This is a genomic window from Butyricicoccus sp. OF10-2 (assembly GCF_003481925.1).
In the GTDB taxonomy this organism is placed as follows: Bacteria; Bacillota; Clostridia; order Oscillospirales; family Butyricicoccaceae; genus Agathobaculum; species Agathobaculum butyriciproducens.
The window spans coordinates 32,967-51,669 of the sequence record NZ_QUMC01000015.1; the positions used below are offsets into that span (position 1 = coordinate 32,967).

12 protein-coding genes are annotated in these 18,703 nt (G+C 52.3%); all 12 read left to right on the top strand.

The genetic code is table 11. The features are described from left to right. Window positions 1–3 precede the first annotated feature (3 nt). The 12 genes from DXB00_RS09110 (at window position 4) to DXB00_RS09165 (ending at window position 17,850) form a co-directional block, all read left to right on the top strand. A complete protein-coding gene (locus DXB00_RS09110; RefSeq protein WP_158581289.1) occupies window positions 4–2,250 on the top strand; it encodes a class D sortase in 2,247 nt (748 codons plus the stop codon). A gap of 174 nt (window positions 2,251–2,424) precedes the next feature. Then, window positions 2,425–2,709: a hypothetical protein gene (locus DXB00_RS09115; RefSeq protein ID WP_118686810.1), complete on the top strand. Its 285-nt coding sequence runs from the start codon at window positions 2,425–2,427 to the stop codon at window positions 2,707–2,709. 26 nt (window positions 2,710–2,735) lie between these two features. Continuing rightward, on the top strand, window positions 2,736–3,554 hold the full coding sequence (locus DXB00_RS09120) for a stalk domain-containing protein (RefSeq protein ID WP_119214812.1): 819 nt from the start codon (window positions 2,736–2,738) through the stop codon (window positions 3,552–3,554). Between the two features lie 32 nt (window positions 3,555–3,586). Then, window positions 3,587–3,955 carry a CAP domain-containing protein gene (locus tag DXB00_RS09125; RefSeq protein ID WP_158581290.1) on the top strand — a complete coding sequence of 123 codons (369 nt, stop codon included), beginning with the start codon at window positions 3,587–3,589 and terminating at the stop codon, window positions 3,953–3,955. Window positions 3,956–4,033: 78 nt separating this feature from the next. Further along, entirely contained in the window at window positions 4,034–9,634 is a 5,601-nt protein-coding gene (locus DXB00_RS09130; protein ID WP_119214814.1) for an MSCRAMM family protein, read from the top strand. 176 nt (window positions 9,635–9,810) lie between these two features. Next, window positions 9,811–11,895, top strand: coding sequence for an S-layer homology domain-containing protein (locus DXB00_RS09135; RefSeq protein WP_119214815.1), 2,085 nt, complete (start codon window positions 9,811–9,813; stop codon window positions 11,893–11,895). A 5-nt stretch (window positions 11,896–11,900) separates the two neighbouring features. Further along, a complete protein-coding gene (locus DXB00_RS09140; protein ID WP_119214816.1) occupies window positions 11,901–13,853 on the top strand; it encodes a VirD4-like conjugal transfer protein, CD1115 family in 1,953 nt (650 codons plus the stop codon). A gap of 3 nt (window positions 13,854–13,856) precedes the next feature. Further along, window positions 13,857–14,210: a glutamyl-tRNA amidotransferase gene (locus DXB00_RS09145; RefSeq protein WP_243036878.1), complete on the top strand. Its 354-nt coding sequence runs from the start codon at window positions 13,857–13,859 to the stop codon at window positions 14,208–14,210. Window positions 14,211–14,232: 22 nt separating this feature from the next. Beyond that, a complete protein-coding gene (locus DXB00_RS09150; protein WP_119214817.1) occupies window positions 14,233–14,643 on the top strand; it encodes a hypothetical protein in 411 nt (136 codons plus the stop codon). Further along, entirely contained in the window at window positions 14,616–15,068 is a 453-nt protein-coding gene (locus DXB00_RS09155; RefSeq protein ID WP_119214818.1) for a hypothetical protein, read from the top strand. Before DXB00_RS09150 ends, DXB00_RS09155 begins: the two co-directional genes overlap by 28 nt. An 18-nt stretch (window positions 15,069–15,086) precedes the next feature. Continuing rightward, window positions 15,087–15,506: a PrgI family protein gene (locus DXB00_RS09160; RefSeq protein ID WP_118740085.1), complete on the top strand. Its 420-nt coding sequence runs from the start codon at window positions 15,087–15,089 to the stop codon at window positions 15,504–15,506. Then, window positions 15,484–17,850, top strand: a complete 2,367-nt coding sequence (locus tag DXB00_RS09165) for a VirB4-like conjugal transfer ATPase, CD1110 family (RefSeq protein WP_119214819.1) — start codon at window positions 15,484–15,486, stop codon at window positions 17,848–17,850. Before DXB00_RS09160 ends, DXB00_RS09165 begins: the two co-directional genes overlap by 23 nt. Window positions 17,851–18,703: the final 853 nt, after the last annotated feature.

Sequence of the window (18,703 nt, forward strand, 5' to 3'; positions counted from 1 at the left end):
AAAGTGAAGATCAAAAAATTTTGCGCGACCGCCACCCTGCTGGCAGCGGCGTGCGCAATGCAGGCCGGAGCGCTGGCGGCAGAAGCACCGGCAGCGACCGGAACTGCAACCCAGAGCACCGTAGGGACGGCGGTTACAGCGACCAACCAGACAGCCAACACCGATGCGGCCACCGGAGAGCTGCTGCCCAGCGATGTGCAGACAAGCTCGGACGGCTTGCAGCTGAAGAAGATCTACGATGTGGGCAAAACCACCTCGCCGGATAAAATCCCGCAAGCGGATTTTGAGCGTGGCGGCTTTAAGTACACTTTTGAGGATCTTCTGAAAATCGAACTGCCGGAGATGGATCGCAAGGTTCATTCGGAAACGGTGACGGTCAGCTCCAGCAGCAATAACACCAATGATGTGCTGTCGCTGCTGCCGAAAAGCAAATCCGTCAGCACAACAGACGGTTATACCGGCACAGCTTATCTCGATATTTCCAGCATCTCCACTAAGGTTGCAGGTACGGAGAGCGTATCAAACGATTTGAGCGCTACTCGTGAATACCCCGGTATGAGCGAAATGGATATGGAGAGCATCCCAAAGAGCATTACAGAAAACGGACATACCCTGCGCTTTGCCGATGTTGAGTGGAAAGAAGCAAACGATGAAGCGGATAACTTCGGAACAGTTCAGACCACTTACACTGCTGTTGTAAGCTATACCGGCACCGCGACCTCCAGCCGCACGACCGGCTACACAGTTACAGCTACCTATGCCGGTGAGGTATCTCGCCGGAACAACGAGGGCGTGCGCTACATCGCCGTATATAGCGGCACGCCGATTGAAGAAATTCCGGCAATCCCGGAGGAAGAACAGGGACACGAGGAAGATCCGCCGGACTTAACCGGTCTGATCGACCCGGAGCAGGAGCAGCAGGACAGCCGGAATGATGAGCACAAAGCGCCGCTTATCAGTTGGGTGCTGTGTGCCGTCTTTGGTATCCTGATGCTTCTGTTCGCGTTCCGACCTCCGATGTGCCGCCGTATGATGCGGCAGATGCAGATGGGCGCGCAGGCTGTCCGCGAAAAAATCAACAATGAAACGGAGAGGATAAAAAGTGAAAGACAAGCAGAGGAAGAACGGGAGCGAGAGCGCCAGCAGATTTTCGGGCCGCTTGAAAAAGTCAAAGCCGCGATCCGAAACCGCAGGAAACGCAAGGGCGGTAAGCACAGTATCCCCGCACTCGCAGCTCCGGCAGAAGAACAGCAGTTCGGCAACACCGATGAAATCGCTGCTGAAAGCGCCGATGCAGTGGACGAAACCGAGGATTACGCCGGTCTGGAAGATGTGGAACCGGAATTCCCTGAGCAGGACGCTCCTGTCCAGCGCGATGGCGCTGACGATGATGGTGAGTACCCCGCATTCGCCTCTAACCTGACCTACAATTTTTCGGGTGCATCGGCTGGTAACTTTGGCAAGTCCACCTCGATTGACCCGGTAACGACGATTGGTGCGGATAGTGTCAACCGCGATATTTCCAAGAACAGCGCATTTATCCCGCCGGAATTCGGCTCGCCGCAGGCGGATATTCTCGGCACAGGTGAGCTGCTTACGCCGGATATTTCGGGCGTTGAGCCGATGTTCCCGCACTCCACGCAGGCGAATTTCGGTCAGACTGTCACCTCGAATGGTGCAATGTCGGGCGGCGGCGAGATCATCATGCCGCCGGATGCGGAGAATACGACCGTATCCAGTGCACCGATCTATGAGATCAGCACTGGTACGGGAGCTGTATCGGCAACCGATTCACTCGGCGGTTATACGGGTGGCGGCGCAGATGCAGCCTACGGCTCCGGTTATACTTCTACCTCCGGTATGAAGTATTCGGACGGCAGTATCGGAAAGCTGTCTATTCCGTCCATCGGTGTAAACAAAAAGGTATACGACGGCGAAACCATTGCCAATATGCGGCTCGGTGCGGCACACTTTGAGGGTACAAGCGGCTGGGACGGCAATGTCGCAATGTGCGGTCACAATCGGGGCAGCTACGGCTACTTCGGCAATATCCACACGCTGAAAAACGGTGATACAATCTCCTATACCACCATTTTCGGAACGCGCACCTACAAGGTATACAGCGTTCGCAAGATTGCTAAGACCGATACAAGCGTGCTTGACCCATCCGATGCGAACATCATCACACTGATTACTTGCGTGCGTGATGTGCCCAGCCAGCGCTGGTGCGTACAGGCGATGGCAATTTAAGCGACTACCTAACAAAGTAACCTCGGCAGCGAGAAAGTCCGTTTTATGGTACACACTCTGTGCTACCATAAAAACATGAAAAACCTCGTCAATAATGCTTGACAAATAATGGAAATTATGATATGATATACTTGAAGAAATAGAGCATATCGCAAAACAAAGGAGGCGGCTTATATGAGGTATGTACGATGGAGAGCACCGGAGGTTGAAGCAGTAGATACTATAATGCTCGGTGGATTTGGACTTCTGCTCCTGATCCCGCAGTTGATCCTGCTGCTCATCAAAACACGCTTTATCATTCCAATGGCGTATGCGGCAATCGTAGTGTTTCGATTCCCTGAGTGGAGCGAAGCGCACAAAACGCTGGCTGACACGATCTTTTTCATTCTGGTTGGACTGGTGATTGTGTCGTGGATTGTAACGCTGGTTCGCGCTATCAAGCGCCGCCTTGACAACTGATAACCATTAAAGAGGAGGTTCTGACCATGACCAAGAGGATTTTCGCAACTGCCATTGCTGCGGCGGTAATCGCAACATCGCTGCCGACCGCAGGTGCAGCAAACGCATTAACCATTGTGCCGACCCGAACTAAGGGACAGGCTGTTTATGTTGGCTCTACCCGTGTGTACCCGACCGGCTACAACATCAACGACAACAACTATTTTAAGCTGCGCGATGTTGGTAAACTGACAGGCTTTGGCGTGGACTGGAACGAGGACACGCGCACTGTCGAGATCAGCACTACGCGCACTGCACCGGAGCTGACCGGAATTGCAGACACTGCCGTAACCGGCGCGACCGCCAAGCCGACCGACCAGCGTATCACTGTGGACGGCAAGGAAGTCAGCATGACAGCCTACAAAATCAAGGGCAACAACTATGTCAAGCTGCGCGATATTGGTAAGACCATCAATTTCGGTGTATCCTTTAACATGGCTACCAAGACGGTCAGCATCGACCCGAACGGTACTTATGTTGAGGAAGTCAAGCCGACACCCTCCACGCCTACGGCTGCTGCCATTACCAAGTGGAACAGCACCATGGACGAGTTTAACGAGGAAATGATCCAGAACCACAGCGACAAGGACAAGCTGCTTGCTATCGCTGCGAAGTACGGCCCGACCATTACCGGCAAGGCTAACGCCACTACCGCTGATGTGATCTCCGCGCTGGAGAGCATGACCGGCGCGCCGTTGATGCGATCTCGTTCGACAACAAACCAGTCAGCCTGTATTGGGCAAAGCAGCTCCGCAAGGCTAACGGCGAAAACATTGTTGAGGTTGACCCGGACTTTGTACCGGTAACAGATGCCATGCTTCGCCAGTGGGAAAACGAAATGATTGATAGCATCAATGCTGAACGAGCCAAAGCGGGATTGTCTGCATTAGCTAAGGATGATAATGTGATGAAACGCGCTCAAGCGTGGGCACAGCATCTTACCATTGAGTTTAGACACTCTACATGGTCGGAGGTTGAAGAATTTGCTAACAGCATTGGCGTAGATGCAAACAGTATTTCGGGCGGTGAAAACATCGTTGGCGGATGCTTTGTTGAGGATGATCCAGTAAAAACCGATATGGAGAAGTTTATGGCTTCCGCGGGTCACCGAGCCACTATTCTTGACAAGGACTTTACAAGAGTCGGTGTAGGATTTGCTGTGGCAGCTGATGGACGTAATATTTTCTGTACACAAAACTTCGCGTAACATAATTTAATATGTGCTTTAAAGCGATTAGGTTTAATTCCCCTAATCGCTTTTTTATTTGCAAAAGGAGATGAAAAAATGAGAAAAAACTTCTTTAAGCGTACATTGGCGGGCGTTTTGTCTGCTGTGACGCTTGTCAGCAGCATGGCGGTCAGTGTACCTACCGCATTCGCTGCGGAAGAAGATAACAAGGCATCGGCTATCGAGATCAAGGTCGGTGAAACCTACAATGTGGCGGACAAGGGCGTCAGCAAGGCGTGGTTCCAGCAGAATGGTGCACCGCGTAATGTCTGGCCGATGTTCACCAAAGCATCGGACGGTACGGAAATCCGCGCATACTGCGCAGATCACGCCAAGGGCAATCCCGGTACAGGCGGCAAGCCGTACACCGTAACCGGGCAGGTCAAGGATATGCGTGTGTACGGCGTTGTTGTCAAGTCGGACAGCCGTAACACTTTGAACACCTTTATCAGCGGTTCCAAGGTGCTCAACGCCGGTAACTTTACCGCAGATATGTATTTTTCTGCTTCGCAGGCTGCTATCTGGTGTGCGTTGGGTGATGCACAGATCGCGGCTAACAGCAAGTTCGGTATCACCTATCCCAGTTCCACCTCGCTCGGCTACCGTTCGTCCGGCAAGACGCTGAGTGCATCCACTACTTCGGAAGCACTTACTCTTTACGCCGCCATTGAGATGTTGAAATACGGCAATGAGTTTGACGGCGTTTGGGGCAGCAGCGGTAAGGGTCATGCCCCATGGGTCGGCAACACGATCAATTATACGCCGGGCAGTGCAACCTACAATGCCGCCAATGCAAAGACCGGCTCGGTCGATCTGCCGAGCGGTATTGTGAAGTCCGGTGTATTTGCCGAAAAGTCGATTGATGGTACAGATTATCTCGTGCTGCCGATGGCTGCGGCATCTGCAACTTTCGTTCGCAGCAATCGTATCTTTGTGCGTGCATCCAATCTTCCGTCCGGCGCGTTTATCATGGACGAGGACGGCAACAAGAATGGCAACGATGGCCTGCTGACACTGAGCAAGGTTCACAGCGACAAGACCTTGTATAAGAACGGCAATGATATGGCTTTCGGTCAGGTGTTTTACTTCTGTATCCCCAAATCTACTGCCGAACAGATGGACACAGCAGGCACTAAGCTGTCTACTTCTTTCTTAACCAGCATGAATGTTGACCGCTACAATGTCTATGTCGCATCGACGAACAGCTCCGGTATTCAGCCTGTCATTTTGGTTGAACCGGCTGTTAAGCTGTCCAGTAATAAGTTGTCATTCAGTTCGACCACTGTCCCCAAAGATAAAGTAAAGCTGAAAGTCATGAAAACTGATAAGGACGGCGCTCCGTTGGATGGCTGTACTTTTCAGATTACCTATACTGATGCAGGTAAAGCACAGAATAAGACGGCAACAACAGATAGTAACGGTGAAGCAATCTTTACAGAATTACCAACTAACACAACCGTAACCGTCAAGGAAACCGCAGCACCGGAGGGTTACACCCTGCTCCCGTCCAAGACGGTCAATACCGGCACCAAGGGCGGTCAGACGGTCGAGCTGAAGCTCGCCAACAGCGATGATCACACCTTTAAGGTTCACAAGATTTCGTCCGCCGATGGTCGCAACCTGATGGGCGCTACCTTTGAGGTGCGCGGCATCGACAACAACTTCAAACACACCTACACCACTGACGCGCTGGGCGAGTTCACCATTCAGGGACGCGACCTGCCTAACGGTTCCTTTGAGGTGTACGAGGTTGCTGCACCGGAGGGATACGCTACCGATGGTTCGGACATTCAGACCTTTGCGTGGGACAACAGCAAGGACATTGAGCTGTCGTTCAAGGACGCTCCGCGACCGGGCATTAAAATCTACAAGTACGATAAGGACACCAAGATGCCGCTTGCCGGAGCGACTTTCGAGGTGCGCCGCGACGGTCAGGTGCTTGCAACCGTAAAAACCGATGTGAACGGCAATGCCGGCCTGTACGATCTGCCAAAGGGATTTTATCAGGTAGTCGAAACCGAACCGCCGCAGGGTTATCTCCGCGACGAGCAGGTACACGAAGTCTACATCGACCCGACGGCCGACCCGACGCAGCTCATCCGCGAGGTCAACATTGCGAACACCAAGAAGCTGTCTATTCGCATTGTGAAAATCGACAAGGAAACCAAGGTTCCGCTGTCCGGCTGGAAGTTTGATGTTTACTACAACGATGCTCACCTTACGACCGTAACGACCAACCAGAACGGCGAAGCGATGGTTGAAAATCTCCAGCCGGGTACTTACCGCGTTAAGGAAACCGGCGGCGATACCGAGCATTACAACATGGACGCCGGTGAGCAGACGGTTGAGTTGGTAAAGGATCAGGCTGAAATCCCGACCCTTACCTTTGCCAACACTATTAAGAAGCATTTCGGTATTCTGAAAATCGACAGTGAAACTCACAAGCCGATTGAAGGCGTCACTTTCGCCATCTACAAGGACGGCAAGCTGCTCGGCAATTACACCACCGGCGCAGATGGCCGTATCTGGCTCCCGTATGCAGAGCCTGGCACTTATCAGGCGCAGGAGGTCATTACCGACCCGAAGTATGTGCTGAATGAAAAGGTATTCACCATCGAAAATAATTCCGAGTATCCGACTTTCTTTACCATCCCCAATGTAATGAAGAAGGATATTACCGTCACCAAGATCGACAAGGATACCGGCAAGCCGTTGCAGGGCGTTGTTTTCCAAGGCTTCAAGGACGGTAAGAGCATCGGCTACTTTACGACCGGCGCGGACGGCAAGTTTACCATTCCGTATGCTGACAGCGGCACTTATACCTTTAAGGAGTATCACACTCTTGCCGGCTACGTGCTGAATAAGGAACCGATCACCATCGAGCATACGACGGACGGCAATGTGGATATTATCGTAGATAATACCGTTCAGAAGAAGTTCGAGGTCATTAAAGTGGACAGCCAGACCAAGCAGCCGCTGGCAGGCGTACAGTTTAAGATTTGGCGCGATGGCGTTCTGCTCGGCGATTACACCACCGACGAGAATGGCAAGATCGTTATCGAAAAGGCCCCGGCAGGCACTTACAAGGTGCAGGAAGTTGCGACCTTGAAAGAGTACATTCTGAACGACAAGCCTTACGAGATCGAGCATACCACAGATAAGGACACTTCTCTCACTATTGAGAACACCAAGAAGCCGGGACTGTCCATCACCAAGATCGACGCCGAAACCAAGAAGCCGTTGTCCGGTGCAGTCTTTAAGCTGACTCGCGCAAACGGCGATGTAGTCAAGGAAGATATTCGTACCGGCGAGGACGGTACTGCCTTCGTTGAGGGACTGGATGCCGCAGATTATATCGTAACGGAGGTAACGGCCCCCGGCGGCTACATCATCGACAAAACTCCTCATGCGGTATCTCTGGAACAGGGCAAAACCTACACGCTTACCCTCGAAAATGAGAAGAAACCCGGTCTGCTCGTTAAAAAGGTTGATGCACAGACCAGCAAGCCGCTGGCGGGTGCATCGTTCAAGATCACGCGCGGCGATGGCAGCGTTGTCCGTGAGAATGTTGTAAGCGATGTGGACGGTGTTGTTCATATCCCCGAACTGGATACTGGCGTATATATCATCACCGAAGTCAAGGCCCCGTCCGGCTATGAGATTGATGAAACGCCGAAAACGGTACAGCTCCGCAAGGGTCAGACCTATGAAGTCACCTTTAAGGATACCAAGCAGTCGCAGCTTGTTATCAAAAAGGTGGACGAAGATACCCGTCAGCCGCTGAAAAACGCGAAATTCAAAATCACGAAGTCGAACGGCGAACTCGTCAAGGAAACCGAAACGGACGAAAACGGTACGATTACGCTTACCGGCCTGCCGGATTGTTCGCTGGTAGTAACCGAAATTAAGGCCCCGGACGGCTACATTATGCAGGATACGCCCAAGACGATTGAGGTCAAGGCAGGCGGCAGCTATGAGCTGACTTTTACCAACAAAAAGCAGTCCGGCCTTACCATCAAGAAAATCGACGAAGAAACTCGTCAGCCGCTCAAGAACGCGAAGTTTAAGATTACTAAGTCGAATGGTGAACTGGTTAAGGAAGCAGAAACCGATGTAAACGGCACGATCACGCTTACCGGCCTGCCGGATTGCTCGCTGGTAGTGACCGAGATTGCAGCGCCGACCGGCTATATCTTGCAGGACACCCCGAAGACCATTGAGGTCAAGGCCGGTCAGTCCTATGAGTTGACCTTTACCAACAAAAAAGCATATGGCCTGCAAATCCGCAAGGTAGTCAAGGGCACCGGCGAAGCACTCGCAGGCGCGAAATTCAAGGTTGAGAAGGTGTCCGGTGAGCGCATCGGTGAGTATACCTCCAATTCTGCCGGTCTGGTCAACATTTCCGGTCTGGAGGACGGCATCTATGTCGTAACCGAGATCAAGGCTCCCGATGGCTACCGTATCGACACAAATCCGAAGAATGTTATTGTAAAGGCTGGTGAACTGGCCACTGTGGAATTTGAAAATGCCAAGATGTCCAGCGTCCGCATCAAGAAGATTGACAGCGTGACGAAAGACCCTATTCCGGGCGTGCGTTTCCTGATCAAAGACAAGAATAAGAACATTGTTGGCGAGTATACCACCGACAGCGATGGCTATATCGAGCTGGAAAACGATCTGGAAGAGGGCAAATATTACGCAGAAGAAATTCAGGCCGCACCGGGATATATCCGCGACACACAGGAGCGCACCTTCCGCGTAAAGCGTGGCGAAACCACTGAGATTGTATGGGAAAATACAGCGCAGTATGGTCAGATCCAAGTCATCAAAAAGTCCAAGGACTACAACAGTATCAATGGTCTGCCCGCAGGTACGCTCCTGCAGGGCGCAACCTTTGAGATCTACGACAAGGCACAGAATGTTGTAGACACGGTAGTGTCCAACGAGCGCGGCCTTGCAATCTCCAAGCTGCTGCCGCTGGGTCGTTACACCATCAAGGAAACCAAAGCACCGAAGTATTACGGTGTATCCGGTGAAACTTTTGAAGCGGAAATCGAGTTTGCAAGCCAGATCGTCCGTCTGGAGGTTCTGGACGAGAGCGTTTACACCAATGTTGTAATCGGCAAGTCCGGTCCGAAGCAGGTAACGCCGGGTATGCAGATGAAGTGGACGATCAGCCGCGTGGCCAATAATTCCTCCATTCGTCTGACGAGCTTCTACTGGCGCGACAATCTGCCGTATCAGGCGGTACAGCTGGATAAGATCGTAACCGGCACTTATAACACCCGTATCCCCTATAAGGTGGTTTATAAGACCAACTTCAATCAGACACCGCGCACGCTGGCAGATAATCTCGACCCATCTGTCAACCGCGTCCTGCAAGCAACGCCGACCGCACTCGGTCTGAAATCCGGTGAAGCGGTAACGCAGATTATGTTTATTTTCGGTACAGTGCCGTCCGGCTTCCGTATGGTGGATAACGCTTATATTTACGGTACGGTTCGCAAGTCGGCTTCCGGCAGTTCGTTTGTTAATAAGGCAGATGTTGGCGGTCTGAATGACAGCCAGCAGTGGATCATGTCGAATGACGCATGGACTACCACCATCTACCGCGCACCGACTTATAAAAAGCCGACCCTGCCGACTACCGGCTGGTAAGGAAAAGAGAGGAGAAAGAATATGAAAATCAGACGATTGGTCTGTGCGGCGCTTGCCGCATCACTCGCACTGTGTCCCGCCGCTTTTGCGGCGGACACGCCGAAAACGGATCGCATCGTCACCACACAGAACGGCACCGGTTACTCGGTGTCCTCTGTGGGGCGGCATATCATCCAGTGTCGGACAGCAGCCAGAGCTTTGATTTCTCGCCGCTGGACGGCTACGATCTGTCTACGCTTATCATCTCGGACGGCAAGTATACCGACCGCGCCAGCGTCGTTCACCTTGACGGCGATCTGAAGCTCAATGGCATTACTTATCCTGTCCATTATCAGTCCAAGACGGACGCGGGCGGCGAAAGCGTGATCCGCGCGACCGTCGATATTCCGGCAGCATCGGACGATGTTACGCTGTCTGCCGAAGCGGTAAGCACCGCATTTGCAGTCACAGCTACCTCGCAGACCGGCGCGACCGTATCTGCTGCCACGACTACGCTCAATAAGGGCGATGCGTACAGCATGACGGCAACGCCTGACCGCCTGTATGCCATTACACGCGCTGATCTCACCATCGGCGGCAGCAAGTCCACCGTCCAGCTTTCCAAAGGCTGCGATGTGACCTCTAACGGTTTCCGTTTTCGTGTGGATGCAGCCGGTGTGCTGACAGTTTACTCCGGCGGTGTTACCTCTGCGACCACGATTGAACTGAAAACCGCAGAACGTCAGCCGGACAGCGACGAGGTGCTTGTTACCGTTCGCACCGGGCGCGGCATCAGCAGCGAAATTTCACGCGATATTGTCAAGAAAGGCAGCAATTATACCGTTTCTTTCTCGGCAAAGCGCGGCTATACGATTGACGCGCTGACGCTCGAAGCAGACGGCAAGACAGCGTACAGCACGCCGAACAGCAATACCGTCTTTGTAGGGTCTAACGCTTATCGCGTGTCCGGCAACAGCGACGGCTGCACTGTTTATCTGACCGACCTTCAGAGCAATATCACCGTCAGCGCCGAGAGCAGCTACGACACCGACCACCTCACCGTTGACACTTCGGCAGGCTCCGGCGTCCGTATCCGCAAGGACTGCGGCAGCACCGTAGACAACGGCACAGACATTGAGTTCGAAATCTATGTCACCGATGATGACCGCTATGCGCTGGACGAGGTAACGCTCCGGCTGGACGATAGCAGCCGCACCGTAGATGCAGATGCGACCTCTATCCGCGTTGCGGGCAAGACCTGCAAGATGGAAACTGACAGCGATGGTGTGCTGCACCTGTATGTCAACGATGTTGATAAGCCGGTTTATGTGTCGGCTACGGCAAAGCGCATCGACACCAGCCACAGCATTACCATCAAGTCGGCGTCGCACCTCACGATTAGCAAGGATATTTCCGGCTCGTCGGTGCGCGACGGCAAGGATGTTGCTTTTACGGTTAAGCCGTCCTCCGGCTACGCAGTCGATGATATTACACTCAAGGTCGGCACAAAGTCCAACACCGTATCGGCAGGCGCGTCTTATATCCGCGTAAACGGCGTTGATTACGACATGACGCGCAATTCCAACGGCAATGTGACAGTTTATGTGGACAACATCAAGAACAATGTCACGATTTCCGCGACCGCTGTGAAATCGAGTTCTGCGGTCAAGCCGACCACCGGTAATGGTGCAAACGGCAAGATTTACATTGACCGTTCGGTTAAAACGCCGTTCTTTGTTGGTTATAACTCGCAGTTCCATCCGAAGCAGAACCTCACGCGCGCCGAAGCGGTACAGCTCCTTGCACGCATGACCAACGCAAGCGGCAGCAAGTATACCAACAGCAGCGGCTTCTCCGATGTGCAGGTAAACAGCTACTACTCTAATGCACTGTCTGCGTTCGTATACGGCGGCATTGTAGACAGCAGCACTTATTTTAATCCCAATGCGGCAATCACGCGCGCAGACTTTGTGGAGATGATCTACCGTCTGGATACCACTTCGGACTATAACGGTTCTAATCGCTTTACTGATGTGTATTCCACCGCGCCGAACGCAGCTGCGATTGCGTACTGCTCGGATCGCGGCTGGGTGCGCGGTGATCCGTCTGGCACATTCCGTCCGTATGACTATATCACGCGCGCTGAAGCTGCGGCGGTAGTCAACCGCACGATGGGACGCACGCTCTCGTCCACCGACATCAGCGGTATTCGCTATACCGATGTGCCGATGAACTTCTGGGCGTATAACGATATTCTGATTGCGTCCGGTAATCAGAGGTAACACCTATGCGACCGGACAAAAGAGGTTCGGCAGCGAGCACCACCACTCTGGTGGTGTTCGCTCTGCCGGTTATCTGGCTCGGATTGATCGGCGGCAGCTGCGCTGCGCCGGGACGAACGCTGATCGACTGGATAAACGCTTTCGGAACAGCAATAGAACAGCCCTGGCATTTTTCCTTTAACCAGTACAGCTTGAAAGCTGTACTGATCGCACTTGCTGCTTATGCGCTGTGCATCATGCTCTATCGGGACAGCCAGCGCAAGCGCCGCCCGGGCGAAGAATACGGCTCTGCCGAATGGGGCAACGCCAAGCAGATAGACAGCAAGTACCGGTATCACGATAAATTTACGGTTGAAGTGAAACAAATGCTTCACCGCATAGCGAGTTTCGTCGCTTTATGTGCAGAATTTATCACCGGAAAGCTAACAGAAGAAGAACGCCAGCGCCGCAAAGAACGGAAAGCACTTGCGGTTCATGTAGACCAGAACATACCGCTGACCATGCACACACGCATTGGCCTTGATGTATTCCGGCACCAGCGCAACCTCAATATGATGGTTATCGGCGGTTCCGGTACAGGTAAGAGCCGGTCGGTGTCGAAACCGGAGATTTTGCAGGCAAACTGCTCGTACATTATCTGTGACCCGAAGGGTGAGCTGCTGCGCGACTGTGCAGAGTTCCTACTCCACGAGGGTTACGACATCAAGGTGTTTAACCTCAAAGAAGGCGAACGCCGCTGCGGTAATATGTACAATCCGTTCCGCTATCTGCGTTCCGAGGTAGACTGTGTGCAGCTTGTAACGCTGCTGTTTCGTGCGACCACGCCGAAAGGCTCACGCAGCAGTGACCCGTTCTGGGAACGCGCCGAAGAAACGCTCGTAACGGCTCTGGTGCTGTTTATCTATCTGGAGTGTGATCCGGAAGATCAGAATTTCGCAACGGTGATGTTCCTGCTCCGCAACGCGCAGGCCAGTGAGGAGGACGAGGGCAAACAAAATCCAGTAGATACTCTATTTGCTGAAATTGCCCAAGATCACCCAGAACACATTGCCAATCAGTATTGGGAAGCCTACAAACTCGCCGCAGGCAAAACCGCAAAATCCATTTTGATTATGGCAAGCTCGCGTCTGAAGCACTTCATGCTGGACGAGATTGCGGATATGACCATGGAAGATGAAATGGATTTAGCATCGCTCGGTGAGAAGAAACGCGCTATTTTCGTCTGCACGCCGGTCAACGACACCAGTTTCAATTACCTTGTTTCCATGATGTATATGCAGGCTTTTCAGCAGCTTTACGACCGCGCAGAACGGGAATACGGCGGCAGACTGCCGCGCCATGTACGGTTTATCATGGACGAGTTTTACAATACACCGCCACCGGATCGTTTCGACAATGTGTTGTCTACCTGCCGCTCCTACAATCTGTCCTGTGCAGTCATTTTGCAGGACATCGGACAGCTCAAGACCATGTTTGAAAAGGAATGGGAATCGCTGATGGCGCAGTGTGACGAGTTTCTGTATCTCGGCGGCAATGATACCGCGACCCACAAATATGTGTCCGAACGACTGGGCAAGGAAACGATCTTCTCCAAAACGACCTCGCAGACCAGAGGTACGCATGGTTCGTCCAGCCAGAATGACCAGAAGGTTGGTACAGAGCTTATGACGCCGGATGCCATAAGCCGCATGGAAAATCAGTATTCGATTTTGTTCATGCGCGGCGAACGCCCGGTGTTCGATGAGAAATATGTGCTGCAAAAGCACCCGAATGTACAATGGCTTGCCGGTGACGGCAAGGCAAAAGCGTATTCACCACCGGAACATATTCCGTTCCACAAATATCATGTTGAGATTCCCGCCGATGAAATCGACGAGAAATACAAGCCAGAGGAAATCGGAGGTGTTCTCTTTGAATACTTCGTTATTCCTCCACAATCCCCCCAAAAAGGAGAATGAATTATGAAAAACAAGTTTACTCAAAAAGCTGCTGCGCTGCTGTGCAGTCCCAAAGCACTGAACCGCGCCCGCATTGCGCACCGACTGCTGTCCATGACGGCAATCATCGCCTGCCTTGCTGTTGTACCGGCATTTGCAGATAATGAAGCGCTGAATGCGGTAAACAAGCTCAGTGACACGATCTTTGCACTGATTAAGGCTGTTGGTCTGATCTGCGCGGGTTGGGGTGTGCTTCAGCTCGGTATGTCGGTGCAGTCGCACGATGCTTCGCAGCGCACGCAGGGCGTTCTCTGCATTCTCGGTGGTCTGTTGATTTACTTTGTAAAGGCAATCCTGACCAGCATTGGTGCAGCCTAATCCCCGAAGGAGTTGATTTCCTATGTGGGTAGTAGATATTATTGAAAACTGTATCACCTTATGGAACTCCACACTGTCCTCTATTTGGAGTATGCTCACGCAGTCCCCGGAAACCTTTCACAACGGCGCGGTCTGGGATGCAATTACCAAAATCTTTACCGCATTACAGGGAGCAGGCTACGGCCTGCTCGTCCTGTTCTTTGCCATGAGTTTCTTTAAGCATACGGTTTCGTTTCGTGAATTTCGTCACCCGGAGCAGATCATTGGTTATCTGATTCGTTTTGTCGCTGCAAAGGTACTGATTTCACAGGGCATGGAAGTGATAAAACTGATATTTAAGATCAGCGGCAGCTTTATCGGAGATATTGCAGCGCAGATGGGCGGTCTGACAGAGATGCTGCCACTTTGCCGGAAAATATACGAAACGCCATAGAAGATTCGCAAATTGTTGCGCAGATATTCATTTATCTGGTGTCGCTGATTTTGTCAGCAGTCGTTATTGTGCTGTCTATCAGTCTGCTGATGACGGTTTACGGACGCTTTTTCCGTATTTATATGTATGTTGCGCTGGCACCGCTGCCCATGTCCACTTTTGCAGGTGAACTTACCAGCCGACATGGCCGGACTTATATGCAAGGCTTAATCGGCGCGTGCATGGAAGCAATCGTAATCGTTATTGCCTGCATCATATTTAATGCTTTTACATCGGTGGACGGTTCGGATTTTCCAATCAATTTTGGTGACAGCGGCGTTGGACTGGTGCTGACTTATATGCTCAAGGTTATTATTCAGATGGTAATTCTGGGCAGTATGGTCAAGGCAGCAGATAAAACCGTTAAAGAAATGTTTGCGCTGTAACAAGGAGTATGGAGCGTTATGGAGTCAAATGTAAATCGAGAGATACGCAATTATCACGAGGGCGTAGTCATGGGTCTGAGCGTGCGGCAGACGGTTTGCGGTCTGCTTGCCGCAGGTCTGGCCGCAGCCGCGAACTTCGGCTTACAGCCGTTTCTTGGAACAGAACTTGCGAGTGTCGTATGTATTCTGGTGGCGGCAATTCCGGCAGCAATCGGCTTTGTGTCCTTTCATGGCCTGCCCTTTGAGAAATTCGCTCTTTCATGGATGCGCACAATGTTTATGCATAACGGCTGGTATGTATACCGTTCCGCTAACTTCTATGCGCAGTTTACGCCGGAAGAGCAATCGAAAAGCGGCAGGAGCCGCAAGAAAACAAAGCAGAAAATCAGTGAACACAGTAACGAGGTAGAACAGAATGAGCAAAACCAAACCAATTAAAGAGAAAAAAGAAAAGCAGGAGAAAACCACAAAGCCGGTACGCCTGCCGCGCAGCGTGCAGCAGCTTATTCCTGTTAAGCGCGTATTTCCGGACTCGATCTGGCAGGTCGGCAACAACGAATTCAGCCAGACATGGTCGTTTTCCGATATTAACTATGCCGTAGCCAGTCTGGACGATCAGCGCACCATTCTGGACAGCTGGGGGCGTGTGTTGAACGGCCTTGCGGCAGACAGCCGTATGAAAGTTACGCTGGTAAACAGTCTATTCGACAAGGAAGCCAACGCAGGAACGCTGTTCCTGCGCAAGCAGCATGACGGTATGGATAAATACCGCGCAGAACTGAATCAGGTGATTATGTCCAAGGCGCAGGGCAGTAACGGCATCGTGCAACAGAAATTTATGACCCTCACTGCCAAGCGTAAGAACATTGCCGATGCCCGGCAGTTTTTTGGTCGTGCCGGCAAAAGCCTGAGCATCGGTATGCAGCGCCTTGCGTCCTCCATTCGTTTGCAGGACAATAACAGCCGTTTCCGTATTCTGCACGACTTTTTCCGTCCAGATCACCGCATGACAAAGGCTGATTTGGAGGAAATGATTGCGCGCGGGCAGAATATTGCAGATGTTTTCTGTCCGCTGGCACTGCGTTATCATAAAGATTATATCCAAACCGATCAAGGCTTTATGCGCGTGCTCTTCATCGAGGAGTTCGCATCGCGCCTGTCCGATGAACTGATCCACGACCTCATGGGACTGCCGCGGCAGATGATGCTGTCTATGGACATCGAGCCGGTCAACACCCAAGAAGCACACAAGCTGCTCAACGGTCTTGCGCTGCGCGTCGAATCCGACATTGGCCGCTGGCAGCAGCGACAGAACAATAATAATAATTTTGCGGCCGAAATCCCGTATGAGTTCCAGCAAATGCGCAAGGTTGTTGCTGACTACATGGACGATATTACCGAGCATGACCAGCGTTTAATGCTGACCACCATCACCATCGTACACTCCGCAAAAACACTTGAGCAGTTAAATGCAGACACCGAGAGCTTGCAGGAAATTGCAAGCGGTTTCGGCTGCAACCTCACGAAATTAGCCTATCAGCAGGACATCGGTCTGGATACTGTCCTCCCGTATGGTTTGCGCAGCGTACAGCAGCAGCGCACGCTTATTACGGACAATGTTTCTATCCTTACGCCGTTCTCTGCGCAGGAAATTCAGCAGATGGGCGGCATCTGTTACGGAAACAACGCCGTTTCCGGCAACCTCATTGTTGCCAACCGCGCAAATCTGCTCAACGGTAACTGTATCCGACTGGGCGTATCCGGTGCAGGCAAGTCTTTCTCTGTTAAACAGGAAATTGCTTATGTGCTGCTGTCCACGCACGATGATGTGCTTGTACTCGACCCGGAGGGCGAGTTTACGCCGATGGTCGGTGCTTTCGGCGGCAGCATGATCGACATTTCCGGTTCATCCGCAGTACGCATCAATGCACTGGACATGGAAAAAGGCTATGCCGATGATGGTAAAGATCCGTTGCCGGACAAGTCTGAATTTGTCCTGTCCCTGTTCGAGCAGATCATGCAGGACGATCTCAAAGCGCAGCATCGTTCCATTATTGACCGTTGCGTACAGGCTGTTTATCGTCCCTATATCGCCAGTGGATACAAGGGCGATGCTCCGACACTGACCAACCTGCAGGCCGAGATCAAGCGTCAGCCGGAGCCGGAAGCGCAGGAGCTTGCGCTGGCAGCGGAATTGTTTATCTCCGGTTCGCTGTCCATTTTCGCGCAAAAAACCAATGTTGACCAGAACAATCGCCTGACCTCTTACAATATCCTCGATCTCGGTGAGCAGCTGCTCCCGATGGGTATGCTGGTTATTCTGGAGAGCATTTATAACCGCGTGATTCAGAACTGGCGTGCAGGTCGGCGTACATGGGTATTCGTAGACGAGTTCTCAATCTTCTTCCGCTATCCGTTCGCCACGAACTTCTTCCTGCGAATGTGGAAGCAGGTTCGTAAGCGCGCCGGTTATATGACCGGCATTACGCAAAATGTCGGTGAGATGCTGACGAGCAAGGACGCCTGCTGGATGCTGGCAAACTCCGAGTTTCTTATTATGCTTTCGCAGTCTGCATCTGACCGCGCGGCACTGGCAGAACTGCTGAATATTTCGGACACGCAGCTTTCGTATGTGGAAAACGCTGATCCCGGCTGCGGCCTGATGAAGTTCGGCGGCGCGTTTATTCCGTTCGTCAACAGCTTCCCGGAAGATACAGAGCTGTATAAGCTCATGACCACCAAACCGGCAGACCGGGAGCAGGTAAAGCCGCATGGTGTATAAATACAAGGACAAGAGCGATGCTGCCAAGGTTCACTCTGCGCCTACAACCGGGCGTAGAGTGTCTTACAGCCGCAGTGATAACAAGACCTATCGCAATACAGGAGGAGCAAGCACTCGTGCGGGCGCGGAGCTGCGTGCTAAGCAGACTTTCGGAGTACCGGGTACAGACGGTGCCGAAAAGAAAAAGTCCCGTAAAAAGCGCCTAATCAAGCGCTTTGCGATTGCAACAGCCGTCCGCACGATAAACGATAAGAAAGCCGCACAGCACAGTGCGGAGGTAGAGGCAACTGAACAGATTCAGCGACGTATGCACGATGCAGCCTATGTCGGAGTAAAACTTGCCGCCAAGCCGGTACGCAAGGCGGCACGATCATTATACCGAAGCGCGGACAGCAAGCTAAAAGATTATCGTGTACGCAAGTCCGTAGTTCGTACCGCACAGCGGTATCGCAGTGCAGACGGCAAAGCGCGTATACGACTTACCTACAAGTCCACACGCGAAAATAAGAATATCCGCCGCGTTAAGGTAAAGCAGTATCAGAAATACCGTATCCGCACAGCGCATGGTGCCACTACGCCGCGCGGTGCAGTGCGTGAACAGTTTATGCGGCGGCAGCGCACGACCGCTGCTGTGCGAGCCAAAGCCGCAGCAAAGAAAAAAGCAGCGGTACAGATCAAGCAGCGGCAGAGTGCGCAGTACCGCACGCCGCAGAGTACGGCATCTAAGGTGTACAGTTCAGCGCGGAATAAAGCAGGAAGCAGCGTATACGGCCCGTCCCATTCTGCACAGACAAAGATACGCACTGTACAGCAGCGTAAAGCCGCTGCCACCGCTTATAATGCGCGGGTGCGG

Excerpts from the sequence above, each read along its gene's own strand:
- DXB00_RS09145 (WP_243036878.1), top strand. The coding sequence starts at position 13,857 with ATGAAAAACAAGTTTACTCAAAAAGCTGCTGCGCTGCTGTGCAGTCCC.
- DXB00_RS09165 (WP_119214819.1), top strand. The coding sequence starts at position 15,484 with ATGAGCAAAACCAAACCAATTAAAGAGAAAAAAGAAAAGCAGGAGAAA.
- DXB00_RS09120 (WP_119214812.1), top strand. The coding sequence starts at position 2,736 with ATGACCAAGAGGATTTTCGCAACTGCCATTGCTGCGGCGGTAATCGCA.
- DXB00_RS09140 (WP_119214816.1), top strand. The coding sequence starts at position 11,901 with ATGCGACCGGACAAAAGAGGTTCGGCAGCGAGCACCACCACTCTGGTG.
- DXB00_RS09160 (WP_118740085.1), top strand. The coding sequence starts at position 15,087 with ATGGAGTCAAATGTAAATCGAGAGATACGCAATTATCACGAGGGCGTA.
- DXB00_RS09150 (WP_119214817.1), top strand. The coding sequence starts at position 14,233 with ATGTGGGTAGTAGATATTATTGAAAACTGTATCACCTTATGGAACTCC.
- DXB00_RS09130 (WP_119214814.1), top strand. The coding sequence starts at position 4,034 with ATGAGAAAAAACTTCTTTAAGCGTACATTGGCGGGCGTTTTGTCTGCT.
- DXB00_RS09125 (WP_158581290.1), top strand. The coding sequence starts at position 3,587 with ATGATTGATAGCATCAATGCTGAACGAGCCAAAGCGGGATTGTCTGCA.
- DXB00_RS09115 (WP_118686810.1), top strand. The coding sequence starts at position 2,425 with ATGAGGTATGTACGATGGAGAGCACCGGAGGTTGAAGCAGTAGATACT.